Here is a 16025-nt window from a genome sequence, read left to right on the forward strand (position 1 = left end):
CTTCAATCCGTCCGTCGCCGCGGCTGTCGTGGCCGGCTCTCACGAGACACCGAGCTCGTTGTCGATGAAGTCGAAAAGGTCGTCGGCAGACGCACGGTCGATCCGGTCCGCCACAGGGCTGTCCGTGGTGCCGCTGTCCACGGTGCTGTCGTTCTTGCTGCTGGCGGCTGTTCTGCCGCCGAGTGCGCCGAGGCGCCGGACGAGGGCCTGGAGGCGTTCACCGAGCAGTGCGGGATCGCCCTCCTCCTCGATGAGCGAGTCGAGCCGTTCGGTGAGCCGCTCGACCTGGGTGAGTACGTCTCGTACGTCCCGGGCGGGTGCGGCCGATGGTGCGACGGGCAGCCTGGTCAGCAGGTACTCCGCCAGCTCGCCCGGCGTCGGGTGGTCGAACGCCAGGGTGGCCGGGAGCCGTAGTCCGGTCGCCGAGGCGAGTCGGTTGCGCAGCTCGACCGCGGTGAGCGAGTCGAAGCCGACTTCCCTGAAGGGCCGTTCGGCGCCGATCGCCGCAGGCGTGGAGTGCCCGAGGACTCCGGCGGCATGGGCCCTGACCAGCTCGGTCAGTGCGCGGCGCCGCTCGCGCTCGGGCAGCCGGGCCAGCCGGTCGGCCGTCGATTCCCGGGTCCCGGGTGCCTTCTCCGCCGTCCGGCGGACGGGGGGCCCGACCAGGCCGCGCAGCAGCGCCGGGATCGCGTCCGCCCCGTCGGCCCCGGCGCGCAGGGCGGCCAGGTCCAGGTGGGTCGGCAGCAGGTGCGAGGCGCCGTGCGCGAGGGCGCGGTCGAAGAGCGCCAGCCCGTGTTCCGTGGTGAGCGAGCGTCCGGCCCGGCCCGCCCGGGCGAGGTCTCCGCCGGTCAGGTGCCCGGTCATGGCGCTGGCCTGTTCCCACAGCCCCCAGCCGAGCGAGGTGGCGGGAAGTCCCCAGTGCCTGCGGTGCTGGGCGAGGGCGTCCAGGAAGGCGTTGGCGGCGGCGTAGTTGGCCTGTCCCGGCGAGCCGAGAGTGGCCGAGAAGGAGGAGTACAGCACGAACATCGCCAGATCCGCGTCGAGCGTCAGCTCGTGCAGGGCCAGCGCGGCATCGGCCTTGGGGCGCAGCACCCTGTCGATCCGGTCGGGGCTCATGGCATCGAAGACACCGTCGTCGAGCGCTCCCGCCGCGTGGACCACACCGGTCAGCGGGTGCTCCGTCGGGACGGCCGCGAGGAGGTCCCGCAGCGCCTCCCGGTCCGCGACATCGCACGCCACCACGCGGACCTCGACCCCCATCTCGCCCAGTTCGGCGGCGAGTTCGTCAGCACCCGGGGAGGCGGGCCCCTGCCTGCTGACGAGCAGCAGATGCCGTACCCCGTACGCGTTCGCCAGGTGCCGTGCGAGCGCTCCGCCCAGCACCCCGGTGCCACCGGTGATCAGCACGGTGCCGTCGGCGTCCACCGGGGGCGGCAGGATCAGCACGTTCTTGCCGATGTGCCGGCCCCGGCTGATGAAGCGGAACGCCTCCGGCGCCTCCCGCAGGTCCCAGCCGGTCACCGGCAGGGTCCGCAGTGCGCCCCTGTCCAACAGGGCGAGGATCTCGTCCAGCATCGCGCCGATCCGCTCCGGCCCGGCCTCGCTCAGGTCGAACGCCCGGTAGGAGACCCCGGGGTACTCCTCGGCCAGTTCGGTCGCGTCGCGGATGTCCGTCTTGCCCATTTCGATGAGCCGCCCGCCGGGGGCCAGCAGCCGCATCGAGGCGTCCACGAACTCCCCGGACAGCGAGTTCAGCACGAGGTCCACGCCGCGTCCGCCGGTGGTGACTCGGAAGTGCGGTTCGAAGTCGGTGGTCCGGGAGGAGGCGATGTGCTCGTCGTCCAGGCCCCAGGAGCGCAGGACGTGCTCCTTGCCGGGGCTCGCCGTGCCGAAGACCTCCAGTCCGAGGTGGCGGCCGATCTGTACGGCGGCCATGCCGACCCCGCCCGCCGCCGCGTGGACGAGCAGGGACTCGCCCGCCTTGGCCCGGCCCAGGTCGACCAGCCCGTAGTACGCGGTGAGGAACACCGTCGGCACCGACGCCGCCTCCGCGAACGTCCACTCGGGGCGCATCCGCACCAGGGCCCGGCGCTGGGCCACGGTCACCGGGGCGAAGCAGCCCGCCAGCAGGCCGAACACCCGGTCACCGACGGCGAGGTCGGTGACCGCCGAGCCGGTCTCCACGACCACGCCCGCGCCCTCGGTGCCCATGACCGTCTGGTCCGGCACGATGCCGAGGGCGATCGCGACGTCCCGGAAGTTCACCCCGGCCGCGCGGATCGCGACCCGTACCTCGTCGGGGGCGAGCGGGGCTTCGGCGGCGGGCGCGGGCAGCAGCGCCAGGTCGTCGATGCCGCCTCCGCCCGTGGTGTCGAGGCGCCAGGCGTCGTCGCCGGCGGGCTGGACGAGCGGAGGCTCACCGGCCCGCGCGAGCCGGGGTGCCAGCACCTCCCCCGCGCGGACGGCCAGCTGGGGCTCGTCCAGGGCGAGGGCGGCGGGCAGCGCCCGCCAGGACTCCGGGCGCTGGTCGATGTCGACGAGGCGGAGGCGGCCGGGGTGTTCCGACTGGGCGGACCCGAGCAGGCCACGGGCCGCCGCGGCCGCCAGGCCGGGTACGTCCTCGCCCGCGCCGACGGCGACCGCGCCGCTGGTCAGCACGGTGAGCCGGGAGTCGGCCAGCCGCTCGTCCCGCAGCCATTCCTGGGCGGCGCCCAGGGTGTCGTACAGGGTGCTCCGCAGGTCACCGCCGGCCGTCTCGGGCAGGCACCACACCACGTCGCCGGGTGCGGGCGTCCCCGTCTCCAGCGCGGTGCGCAGAGCGTCCCGGTCGGCGTACCAGGACACCAGGAGGTCCGCCGGGAGCTCGCGGCGGACACCGACGACGGTCAGGAGGGAGGCGGCGGGCGCGTCGGCGGCCAGTGGCGTCCACTCGACGCGGAAGAGTGAGCCCGCCACGTCGCCGCCCCTGGCCTGCCGCAGCTGTCCGGCGGTGACCGGACGCAGGGTCAGCGACCTGGCCTCGGCCACCGGTGCCCCGGTGGCGTCCGCTACGGCGACGGCGACGGTGTCGGCACCGACGGCGGTCAGCCGTACGCGCAGGGTCTGTGCCCCGGTCGCGTACAGCGACACTCCGCTCCAGGCGAAGGGCAGTCCGGCCCGGCCGTCGGCGCCGAGCAGTCCGCCGAGTCCGGCGGCGTGCAGGGCGGCGTCCAGCAGCGCCGGGTGGAGCGCGAACGGTGCGGCGTCGGCGCGCGCTTCCTCGGGCAGGGCGACATCGGCGTACACCTCGTCGCCGTGCCGCCAGGCGGCGTGCAGGCCCTGGAAGGCGGGGCCGTACGCGTAACCCGCTGCGGCGAGCGCCTCGTAGAAGCCCTCGACGGGCAGCGGCTCCGCGCCCGAGGGGGGCCAGGCGGCCAGGTCGAAGGCGGGCCGCACGGCTTCCGCGGTGAGGGTGCCGCGGGCGTGCCGGGTCCACGGCCGTCCCGCCTCGGCCCCTTCGGCGCGCGAGTGGACGCTGACGGTGCGGCGTCCCTCGGCGTCCGGCGCGCCGACGGCGAGCTGGAGCTGCACGCCGGTGTGCTCGGCCAGGGTCAGCGGTGCTTCGAGGGTCAGTTCCTCCAGCACGGGGCAGCCGGCCTGTTCGCCCGCCTGCAGGGCGAGTTCCACGAACGCGGTGCCGGGCAGCAGGACGGTGTCCAGGACCGTATGGTCCGCGAGCCAGGGCTGGGCGGCGAGGGAGAGACGGCCGGTCCACAGTGCGCCGTCACCGTCCGCGAGCTCCACGGCGGCGGAGAGCAGCGGGTGGTGCACGGCGACCAGTCCGGCCGAGGCCGGGTCGCCGGCGCCCGTACCGGCCTTGGGCCAGTAGGTCCGGTGCTGGAAGGGGTAGGTGGGGAGGTCCACCGGACGGCCACGGTAGGGGGCGAGGACGGTGGTCCAGTCCACCGGGAGGCCTTGGACATGTGCCTGGGCGAGGGCGGTGAGCCACTGCCGCTGATCGCCATGGCCGCGGCGCAAGGTGGCCAGGACAGTGGCGGCACGCCCGGTGTCGTCGACGATCTCCTCAAGACCCATGGTCAGGACGGGGTGGGCGCTGACCTCGATGAAGGTGGTCAGCCCCGCGTCGAGGAGGGCGCGAGCGGTGTCCTCGAAGCGGACGGTGCGACGCAGGTTCTCATACCAGTAGCGGGCGTCGAGGGCGCTGGTGTCGATCGGTTCGGCGGTGACCGCCGAATAGAAGGGAACACGGGCCGAACCCGGGGCCAGCTCGGAAAGCTCGGCCAGTACGCGGGCCTCGATCTGCTCGACGTGGTGGGAATGGGAGGCGTAATCGACCGGAATGCGACGAGCCCGGATCCCACCCTGCTCACAAGAGGCCAGGAGGTGTTCCAGAGCACCCGCACTGCCGGAGACCACCGTAGCGGTGGGGCCATTGACCGCCGCGACCGAGATTTCACCACCCCAGGACGCGATCAACTCCTCGGCATCCGAACAGGAGAGAGCGAGAGAGACCATGCCACCCTGCCCCGCCAACACCTCCGCGATGGCCCGACTACGCAGGGCCACCACCCGGGCACCGTCCTGAACGGACAGGCCACCCGCAACGACCGCAGCCGCTATCTCACCCTGCGAATGCCCGACAACAGCGGCCGGAGCGACTCCCGCCGCACGCCAGGTCTCCGCCAGCGCCACCATCACCGCCCACAACACCGGCTGAACGACATCCACCCGCTCGAACCAGCCCACCCCCGCCTCAGCCCGCAGAACATCGGTCAGCGACCAGTCCACGAACCCCGACAGAGCACGCTCGCACTCCTCGATCCACCACGCGAACACCGGCGAGGACTCCAGCAACCCGACCGCCATGCCCACCCACTGCGACCCCTGCCCCGGGAAGACGAACACAGCACCCGAAACCGGCCGGGCCACTCCGCTCACGACACCCGGCGCCGGGTCAGCACCCTGCGCCAGAGCCGTCAGTCCGGCCTTCAGCTCCGCAGCGTCCCCGCCCAGCACCACCGCGCGGTACTCCAGCGTCGCCCGCGACTTCACCAGTGACCACGCCACGTCGGCAGGCCGGACGTCCGTCTCCGGCATCTGGAGGAGCTGCTCGGCCTGCGCGCTCAGGGCCTCGGCCGAGGCGCCCGACAGCGTCCAGGGCACGGGGCCGGAGTCCTGAGCGACTGCCGGCTCCGCCGGCTCCTCGGAGCGTTCGATGCCTTCGAGGATGATGTGGGCGTTGGTTCCGCTGACGCCGAAGGACGAGACACCGGCGCGGCGCGGGCGGTCGGCTCCGGGCCAGTCACGGGCCTCGGTCAGCAGCTCGACCGTGCCCGCGGACCAGTCCACGTGCGGGGTCGGGGCGTCCACGTGCAGCGTCTTGGGCAGGACGCCGTGCCGCATCGCCATGACCATCTTGATCACGCCCGCGACGCCCGAAGCTCCCTGGGTGTGACCGATGTTCGACTTCAGCGAGCCGAGCCACAGCGGCCGGTCGGCCGGGCGGTCCTGACCGTACGTGGCGAGCAGCGCCTGCGCCTCGATCGGGTCACCGAGGGTGGTGCCGGTGCCGTGCGCCTCGACGGCGTCGACGTCGGCGGTGGTCAGACCCGCGTTGGCGAGCGCTTGGCGGATGACGCGTTCCTGGGAGGGTCCGTTGGGGGCGGTGAGCCCGTTGGACGCGCCGTCCTGGTTGACGGCGGAGCCCCGCACGACCGCCAGGACCTCGTGACCGTTGCGCCGGGCATCCGACAGGCGCTCCACGAGCAGCACGCCGACACCCTCGCCCCAGCCGGTCCCGTCGGCCGCCGCGGCGAACGCCTTGCAGCGGCCATCGGTCGCCATGCCGTTCTGGCGACTGAACTCGCTGAAGATGCCCGAGGACGCCATGACGGTGACGCCGCCGGCGAGTGCCATGTCGCACTCGCCGTTGCGGAGGGCCTGCACGGCGAGGTGCAGCGCCACCAGCGACGACGAGCAGGCGGTGTCGACGGTGACGGCCGGGCCCTCCAAGCCGAAGGTATACGACACGCGGCCGGACACCACGCTGCCGGAGCTGCCGGTGGCGATGTAGCCCTCGGTCCCCGCCGGGGCTTCCGCGATGAGGGAGAGGTAGTCGTGGCTGTTGAGGCCGGCGAAGACGCCGGTGTTGCTGCCGCGCAGCGACAGCGGATCCAGTCCGGCGCGTTCGAAGGCCTCCCAGCTGGCCTCCAGCATGAGGCGCTGCTGCGGGTCCATGGCGAGGGCCTCGCGGGGCGAGATGCCGAAGAGCTCACTGTCGAAGCCGGTGGCGTCGTGGACGAAGCCGCCCTCGCGGGAGTCGGAGCCCGCCAGGTTGTCGGGGTCCGTGTCGTACAGGGCCGCCAGGTTCCAGCCGCGGTCCTCGGGGAAGCGGCCTATGCCGTCGCCACCGGTGGCGACGAGCTGCCACAGGTCCTCGGGGGAACGGACGTCACCGGGGTAGCGGCAGCTCATGCCGACGATGGCGATGGGGTCGTCCTGAGCCGCCGGGCCGCCGGCCCGGGGTGCGGTGTCCCGCGTCGCGGCGTCGTCGAGGCCGAGCCGGTCGGCGAGGTGCCGGGCCAGGGTCGCGGCGTTCGGGTGGTCGAAGGTGAGGGTGGCGGGCAGGGTGAGGCCGGTCACTCCGGTGAGGTGGTCCCGCAGTTCGACGGCGGTGAGCGAGTCGAAGCCCAGGTCCTTGAACGGCCGCTCCGGCTCCACGGCTTCTGCCGTGCCGTGGCCGAGAACGGTGGCGGCGCCGGTCCTGACCAGGTCGAGCAGGATGCGGTGCCGGTCGTCGACGGTGGTCGCGGCGAGTTGCTGCCGCAGCCGCGAGGTGCCGGTCCGCTCCTCGTGAGCCTCGGGCTCGGGTGCGACGGCGCCGGGGAGCTCGGCGAGGAGGGGGCTGGGCCGTGCCGAGGTGAACGCGGCGGCGAAGCGCGGCCAGTCCACGTCCGCGACCGTCACGCACCCGGTGTCGTGGTCGATGGCGTCGCCCAGCGCCCGCAGTGCGAGCTCCGGGTCCATGGCGGCCAGGCCGCGCCGCCGCAGGTAGTCCTCGCCGTCCTCCGCGGCCAGCATGCCGCCGCCCGCCCAGGGGCCCCAGGCGACGGAGGTGCCGGTCAGGCCGCGGGCCCGCCGGTTCTCCACGAGGGCGTCGAGGTGGGCGTTGGCCGCGGCGTACGCGGCCTGGCTGCCGCTGCCCCAGACGCCGGCGATCGAGGAGAACGTCACGAACGCTTCGAGGGGGGCACCGTCGAGCAGTTCGTCCAGGTGGGTCGCGCTGTCCGCCTTGGCCCGCAGGACGTCCGCGAGTTCGGCGAGGCCCGTGTCGCGCAGGGAGACGGCGTCGATGACACCGGCGGTGTGCACGACGGCGGTGACGGGGTGTGCGGCGAGCAGTGCCGCGAGCGCGTCCCGGTCCGAGACGTCGCAGGCCACCACGGTGGCTTCCGCGCCCAGTCCGGCCAGTTCCGCCGCGAGTTCCGCCGCCCCTGGGGCGTCCGGGCCGCGGCGGCTGGTCAGCACCAGGTGCCGGGCGCCGCGTCCGGCGAGCATGCGGGCCACCCGGGCGCCGAGTGCGCCGGTGCCGCCGGTGACGAGGACCGGTCCCTCGGGGCGCCACTCGGTGGCCATGTGGGGGCCGAGGGGTGCGGGGGTCAGGCGTCGCACGAAGGCCCCGGAGCCCCGTACCACGATCTGGTCCTCCGTGCCGTCGGCGAGCAGCGCGGCGAGCCGGGTGCCGGCCCGTCGGTCGAACCGCTCGGGGAGGTCGATCAATCCGCCCCAGTTGCGCGGGAATTCGAGTGCCGCGGTGCGGCCGAGGCCCCACAGCTGTGCCTGGGCCGGGGAGACGGTCCGGTCGGCGCGACTGACCGATGCGGCGCCGCGGGTGGCCGCCCACAGCGGTGCGTCGATTCCGGCCGCGTGCAGCGCCTTGACGAGCACGACCGTGGCGGCGAGGCCGGAGGTGAGTCCCGGGTAACCGGGGTGAGGGTGTTCGTCGAGTCCGGCCAGCGACAGCACTCCGGCGAGTCCGTCGGCGGCGGCCTGGTGCAGCCGGTCCGCGACGGGCCAGGGGTCGGTGTCGTCCGTCGTGTCGAGGACGAGGACGCTCACGTCGGCGCCGGCCGCGCGCAGGGCCGCCTGGACGGAGGTGGCGTCGTCGCCGCCGTCCTGTCCGGTGGCCAGCACCAGCAGCCAGGTGCCGTGGAGGGCACCGTGCGGGAGGTCGGTGAGGGGCTGCCAGGTGGTGCGGTAGCGCCAGCCGTCCACGACGTGCCGGTCCCGCCCCTTGCGGCGCCAGGTGGAGAGCGAGGGCAGGACGGCCTGTACGGCGTCGGGGGCCAGGTCCAGCGCGTCCGCGACGGCCGTCAGGTTCTCGCCCTCGACGGCGGCCCAGAAGGCGGCGTCGTCGGCGCTTCCGGCGTCGGCCGCCACGGCGAAGGTGTCGAGCCAGTAGCGTTCCCGCTGGAAGGCGTAGGGCGGCAGGTCGGTGCGTACGCCGCCCAGCCCGTCCAGCATCCCGGCCCAGTCGACGGGGGTACCGTGCGCATGGGCGGTGGCCGCCAGGCGCAGCAGGGTGTCGGGCTCGGCGCGGCCCGGGCGCAGGGCGGGGAGGAGGGTGACGCCCTCGCCGTCGGCCAGGCAGTCCTTCGCCATGGCGGTGAGGACGCCGTCGGGGCCGAGTTCGAGATACGTCGTGACGCCCTGGGCGTCGAGGGTGGCGATGCCGTCGGCGAACCGTACGGCCTGGCGGACGTGCCGCACCCAGTACTCGGGGGTCCGGATCTCGTCGGCGTCCGCGAGCCGTCCGGTCACGTTGGAGACGACCGGGACGCCGGGTGAGTGGAAGGTCAGCCCGGCCGCCACAGCGGCGAACTCGTCGAGCATGGCGTCCATGCGCGGCGAGTGGAAGGCGTGCGAGACGGTGAGGCGCCGGGTCTTGCGCCCGGCACGACGCCAGCCGGCCTCCAGGGCGGTGACGGCATCGGCGTCGCCGGAGACGACGACCGAGGAGGGGCCGTTCACGGCGGCGACGGCGACCTGGGTCCCATACGGTGCGAGGGCCTCGGCGACCTCCTGCTCGGTGGCGGCGACAGCGAGCATGGCACCGCCGGCGGGCAGTGCCTGCATGAGCCTGCCGCGGGCGGCGACGAGGGTGCAGGCGTCGTCGAGCGAGAGGACCCCCGCGACGTGCGCGGCGGCGAGTTCTCCGACGGAGTGGCCGAGGAGGAAGTCGGGCGTCAGGCCCCAGGATTCCAGCAGCTGGAAGAGGGCCACTTCGAGAGCGAAGAGCGCCGCCTGGGTGTACAGGGTCTGGTCGAGCGGCTCCCCCTCACCGAAGAGCACGTCGCGCAGCGGCCGGTCCAGCTCGCCGTCCATACGCGCGCACACCGCGTCGAGCGCGTCCGCGAAGACGGGGTGGGTGTCGTACAGCTCCCTTCCCATTCCGGCGCGTTGTGCGCCCTGGCCGGTGAAGAGGAAGGCGACGCGGCTGTCGCGGACGGAGCCCCGCACCGCGTGCGGGGGCAGTTCGCCGACGGCGAGGGCGTCCAGGGCGGCGACGCAGTCGGCGGTTCCGGCGGCCAGGACGACCGCCCGGTGTTCGAGGTCGGCTCGCGACACGGCCAGGGAGTGGGCCACATCCACCGGTCGCAGCCCGGGGGGGGACGTCAGGTGGGCGCTGAGGGCGGCGGCCTGGGCCCGGAGTCCGGCGGGGGTCTTGGCGGAGACGGTCCAGGGGAGGATGCGGTCGGCGGCGGGCTCGACGGGCGCGGGGACTTCGGACGCCTGCTCGGGTGCCTGCCCGGGTGCCTGCTCGATGATGACGTGGGCGTTGGTGCCGCTGACGCCGAAGGAGGAGACGCCCGCACGACGCGGGCGGCCTTGCTCGGGCCAGTCCCGGGCCTCGGTCAGCAGCTCGACCGCACCGGCCGTCCAGTCGACGTGCGCCGACGGCTCGTCCACGTGCAGCGTCTTGGGCAGTACGCCGTGACGCATCGCCTGCACCATCTTGATGACACCGGCGACGCCCGAAGCGGCCTGCGTGTGGCCGATGTTGGACTTCAGCGAACCGAGCCACAGGGGCCGGTCCGCCTCCCGCTGCTGCCCGTACGTGGCGAGAAGGGCCTGTGCCTCGATCGGGTCACCGAGGGTGGTCGCGGTTCCGTGGCCCTCGACGGCGTCGACGTCGGCGGTGGTCAGCCCGGCGTTCTCGAGGGCCTGACGGATGACGCGCTGCTGGGAGGGACCGTTGGGCGCGGTCAGCCCGTTCGACGCGCCGTCCTGGTTGACGGCGGAGCCCCGTACGACCGCCAGGACCTGGTGGCCGTTGCGCCGGGCGTCCGAGAGCCGTTCCACGAGGAGCATGCCGACACCCTCGCCCCAGCCGGTGCCGTCGGCGGCGGTGGCGAAGGACTTGCAACGGCCGTCGGCGGAGAGACCGTTCTGGGTGCTGAACTCGGCGAAGATGTCCGGGCTCGTCATCAGGGCGACACCGGCGACCAGCGCCATGGAGCACTCGCCGCCGCGCAGCGCCTGTCCGGCGAGGTGCAGGGCGACCAGGGAGGAGGAGCAGGCCGTGTCGACGGTGACCGCCGGGCCCTCCAGGCCGAAGGAGTAGGCGACGCGGCCGGACATCACACTGGCGGAGGTGCCGGTGATGTAGTGGCCGCTCAGCCCGGCGGAGAGCCGCATGCCGACGCCGTACCCGGAGGTGGAGGCGCCGACGAAGACACCGGTCCGGGTGCCGCGCAGCGACTGCGGGTCGATGCCCGCCCGTTCCAGGACCTCCCAGGACGCCTCGAGGAGCAGGCGCTGCTGCGGGTCCATGGCGACGGCTTCGCGCGGGGAGATGCCGAACAGTCCGGCGTCGAAGGTGGTGGCGTCGTGGACGAAGCCGCCCTCGGGGGTGTACTCGCCCTCGGCGGCCGTCAGGTCCCAGCCACGGTCGGTGGGGAAGCCCGCGATGCCGTCGGCGCCGGTGGCGACGAGGTCCCACAGGTCGTCGGCGGAGCGGACGCCGCCCGGGTAGCGACAGCTCATCGCGACGATGGCGAGGGGCTCTCCGGGGCCGGCGGCGGTGGACGCGGCCGGATCCCCGGACCCGGTCGTCGCACCGGAGGCCCCGAAGTCCGCGTTCGCGTCGGACGCGCCGGATCCGCCGGTGAGCTCGCCGGTCAGGAACCGGCCCAGCCCACGCGGCGTCGGGTGGTCGAAGAGCAGGGTGACGGGCAGCCGGAGCCCGGTCGCGGCCCGCAGTCGCTTACAGACCTCCATCGCGGTCAGCGAGTCGAGGCCGAGCTCCTTGAACGGGCGGTCGGAGTCCACGTCGTCCGGGCCTTGGTAGCCCAGCACCGAGGCGGTCTCCGCACGGACCAGCTCCAGCACGCGGTGGGTGCGTTCGCCCGCGCTCGCGACGGCCAGCTCCCGCCGCAGCGCCGCCGGCGCCGCATCCCCCTCACCCGGCTCCTCGGCCGCGTACAGCTCCAACGCGGCCTGGACTTCGGGCAGTTCACCGATGAACGGGCTGGGCCGAGCAGCAGTGAACGAGGTGGCGAACCGGGCCCACTCCACGTCCGCGACCGTGACGGCGGCCTCGCCGCTGTCGATCGCCGCACCGAGCGCGGCCGTGCAGAGCGCGGGCGGCATCGGGTTCAGGCCCCGGCTGCGCAGATAGTCCTCGGCGTTGCCGCGGGTGGCCATACCGGCCCCGCCCCAGGCGCCCCAGGCCACCGAGGTGGCGGGGAGTCCGGCGGCGCGGCGCTGTTCGGAGAGGGCGTCGAGATAGGCGTTGGCCGCCGCGTACGCGGCCTGGCCGCCGCTGCCCCAGACACCGGCGATGGAGGAGAAGAGGACGAACGCTTCCAGTGGGGTGTCCGCGAGCAGTTCGTGGAGGTGGGAGGCGCCGGTGACCTTGGCTCGGAAGACCTCCGCGAGGTCGCCGGTCTCCACATCGGAGAGCCGCATGGACGCGTCGACGCCGGCGGCGTGCACGACACCGGTGACCGGGTGTTCCTCGAGTACGGCGGCGAGCGCGTCGCGGTCCGCGACGTCGCAGGCCACGACGGTCGCCTCGGCGCCCATCCCCCGCAGCTGGGAGACGAGCGCGGCGGCACCGGGTGCGTCCGGGCCGCCCCTGCTGGTCAGGACGAGACGCTCGGCGCCCCGCCCCGCCAGCCAGCGGGCCACCTCGGAGCCGAGCGCGCCGGTGCCACCGGTGATCAGCACGGCGCCGGACGGCACCCACTGCGCGGAGTCCGCGCCCCGGGCGAGCGTGGCCCGCCTCAGGCGGCGCGCGAAGACACCGGAGGCGCGTACGGCCAACTGGTCCTCGGTCGCACCGGAACCGGTCAGCGCCGTCGCGAAACGACCCGCCGACCGCTCGTCCAGGCTCTCCGGCAGGTCCACCAGCCCGCCCCAGCGACCCTGGAGTTCCAGCCCCGCGACCCGCCCGAGCCCCCACACCTGTGCCTGCACGGCACTGCGCAGCACATCGGACCGGCCGACCGAGACGGCCCCGGTTGTCACGCACCACAGCGGGGCGTCGAGTTCCGCGTCGGCCGCCGCCTGGAGCAGTGCCACAGTGGCACTGACGCCCAGGGGCACATCGGGGTCGTCGAAGTGCGGCCCCTCGGCAAGCGCCAGGAACGACAGCACACCCGTCACAGCGCCCTCGGCCGCCAGGGCGTCCTCGAGGTGCTGGGACAGTGCCCAGCGGTCCGACTCCTCGTCGGCCACCTCGATCACGGCCACCTCGGCGCCGAGCGCGCGCAGCGCCCGTAGGCTCCGCTCCACCAGTTCGCTGTCCGCGCGGCTCTGCGGCAGGACGGCCAGCCAAGTGCCGCTCCGCGCGGCGGCGGAGGCCTCCTCGACCGGCTTCCAGGCGACCCGGTAGCGCAGGGAGTCCACGGCGGACAGGTCGCGTCGCCGCCGGTGCCAGATGGACAGGGCAGGCAGTACGGCTTCGAGCTCCTCCGCGCTGTCCAGGCGCAGCGTCCCGGCGACCTCGTCCAGGTCCTCGCGCTCGACGGCTGCCCAGAACCGCGCCTCGACCGGGTCCGCCGTGGCGACCGGCTCGCCGGCCTCCTCGGAGGTCAGCCAGTAGTGGCGCTGTTGGAAGGGGTAGGTGGGGAGGTCCACCGGACGGCCACGGTAGGGGGCGAGGACGGTGGTCCAGTCCACCGGGAGGCCTTGGACGTGGGCCTGGGCGAGGGCGGTGAGCCACTGCCGCTGATCGCCGTGGTCACGGCGCAAGGTGGCCAGGACGGTGGTGGGGTGCCCGGTGTCGTCGACGATCTCCTCGAGACCCATGGTCAGGACGGGGTGGGCGCTGACCTCGATGAAGGTGGTCAGCCCCGCCTCGAGGAGGGCGCGAGCGGTGTCCTCGAAGCGCACGGTGCGACGCAGGTTCTCATACCAGTAGCGGGCGTCGAGGGCGCTGGTGTCGAGCGGTTCGGCGGTGACCGCCGAGTAGTAGGGGGTGTCGGTGGGCCGAGGAGCGAGCGGGGCCAGATCGGTCAGCAGTCGCTGTTCGATCTGCTCGACGTGGTGGGAATGGGAAGCGTAATCGACCGGAATGCGACGAGCCCGGATCCCACCCTGCTCACAAGAGGCCAGGAGGTGTTCCAGAGCACCCGCACTGCCGGAGACCACCGTAGCGGTGGGGCCATTGACCGCCGCGACCGAGATTTCACCACCCCAGGACGCGATCAACTCCTCGGCATCCGAACAGGAGAGAGCGAGAGAGACCATGCCACCCTGCCCCGCCAACACCTCCGCGATGGCCCGACTACGCAGGGCCACCACCCGGGCACCGTCCTGAACGGACAGGCCACCCGCAACGACCGCAGCCGCTATCTCACCCTGCGAATGCCCGACAACAGCGGCCGGAGCGACTCCCGCCGCACGCCAGGTCTCCGCCAGCGCCACCATCACCGCCCACAACACCGGCTGAACGACATCCACCCGCTCGAACCAGCCCACCCCCGCCTCAGCCCGCAGAACATCGGTCAGCGACCAGTCCACGAACCCCGACAGAGCACGCTCGCACTCCTCGATCCACCACGCGAACACCGGCGAGGACTCCAGCAACCCGACCGCCATGCCCACCCACTGCGACCCCTGCCCCGGGAAGACGAACACAGCACCCGAAACCGGCCGGGCCACTCCGCTCACGACACCCGGCGCCGGGTCAGCACCCTGCGCCAGAGCCGTCAGTCCGGCCTTCAGCTCCGCCGCGTCCCCGCCCAGCACCACCGCGCGGTACTCCAGCGTCGCCCGCGACTTCACCAGCGAGACAGCGACGTCCGCGGGCGTGACGTCCGTGTCCGTCACCGGCAGCAGCCGCTCCGCCTGGGCCACCAGGGCCCCCTCCGTACGGCCGGACAGGATCCACGGCACCATGCCGGGAACGACACCGTCGCCGACCTCCAGCTCGGCAACCTCGGCCTGCTCGGAGTCCTGCTCGGTGTCCTGCTCGGTGTCCTGCTCTGCTTCCTGCGCTGTGTCCTGCTCGAACCGCTCGAGAATCACATGGGCGTTGGTGCCGCTGACCCCGAACGAGGAGACACCGGCCCGCCACGGGCGGCCCTGCGCCTCCGGCCACTCCCGCGCCTCGGTCAGCAGCTCCACCGCACCGCGGCTCCAGTCGACCTCACGCGTGGGCGCGTCCACATGCAGGGTCTTGGGCAGCACTCCGTGCCGCATCGCCATGACCATCTTGATCACACCGGCCACACCGGCGGCCGACTGGGTGTGGCCGATGTTCGACTTGATCGAGCCGAGCCACAGCGGCCGGTCCTCGTCGCGGTCCCGCCCGTACGTCGCGAGCAGGGCCCGCGCCTCGATCGGGTCACCGAGGGTGGTGCCGGTGCCGTGCGCCTCGACGACGTCCACGTCCGGCGCGTCCAGACGCGCGTTGGCCAGGGCGGCACGGATGACACGCTCCTGGGAGGGGCCGTTGGGGGCGGTCAGTCCGTTGGATGCGCCGTCCTGGTTGACGGCCGAACCCCGCACGACCGCGAGCACCTGATGGCCGTTGCGACGAGCGTCCGACAGCCGCTCCACGAGCAGCACGCCGACACCCTCGCCCCAGCCGGTCCCGTCGGCGCCGGCCGCGAACGACTTGCAGCGGCCGTCCCGGGCGAGCCCGCCCTGGCGACTGAACTCGGTGAAGATGCCGGGAATCGCCATCACCGTGACGCCGCCCGCGAGCGCCATGTCGCACTCGTCGTTGCGGAGCGCCTGCACCGCGAGGTGCAGCGCCACCAGCGATGAGGAGCACGCTGTGTCCACCGTGACCGCCGGGCCCTCCAGACCGAAGGAGTACGCCACCCGCCCCGACACCACGCTGGGCGCGTTGCCGGTCAGCAGGTGGCCTTCGACCTCCTCGGGCAGCTTGCCGATGCCGGCCCCGTACGCGGACGAGGACGATCCGATGAAGACTCCGGCGCGGGTGCCGCGCAGCGACAGCGGGTCCATCCCCGCACGCTCGAAGACCTCCCAGCTCGTCTCCAGCATGAGCCGCTGCTGCGGGTCCATCGCGAGGGCCTCGCGCGGCGAGATCCCGAACAGCCCTGCGTCGAACCGACCCGCCTCGTGGACGAACCCGCCCTCGCGCACATAGGAGGTGCCGGAGTGCTCCGGGTCCGGGTCGTAGAGGGCCTCCAGGTCCCAGCCGCGGTCGTCCGGGAGGCCGGTGATGCCGTCACGGCCGGAGGCCACCAGCTGCCACAGGTCCTCGGGAGAAGCGACACCGCCGGGGTAGCGGCAACTCATGGCGACGATGGCAACGGGCTCGTGCTCGCGCGCCTCGGCGGCGGACAGCCGGCGCCTGGTCTGCCGGAGGTCGACGGTCAGACGCTTCAGGTAGTCGAGGTATTTCTGATCGTCCGCCACTCGATGCCACCTTCTCCGGACCGGCGAGCTCGAAAATTAAATGCACCGCATATGAATGACGCGCCACCGGACCGGAATTCCCGGCCCGGTGGACACGTCGAATTGAAGATCCATGGATCGAACAA

At 73.4% G+C, this 16025-nt stretch carries 1 protein-coding gene; it reads right to left on the reverse strand.

Features of this window, described 5'->3' with window-relative positions:
• Nucleotides 1-39: 39 nt before the first annotated feature.
• Nucleotides 40-15900, reverse strand: coding sequence for a type I polyketide synthase (locus J1792_RS34595; RefSeq protein WP_307843106.1), 15861 nt, complete (start codon nucleotides 15898-15900; stop codon nucleotides 40-42).
• Nucleotides 15901-16025 lie beyond the last annotated feature (125 nt).

The organism is Streptomyces triculaminicus (genome assembly GCF_017349075.1).
Lineage (GTDB): Bacteria > Actinomycetota > Actinomycetes > Streptomycetales > Streptomycetaceae > Streptomyces > Streptomyces triculaminicus.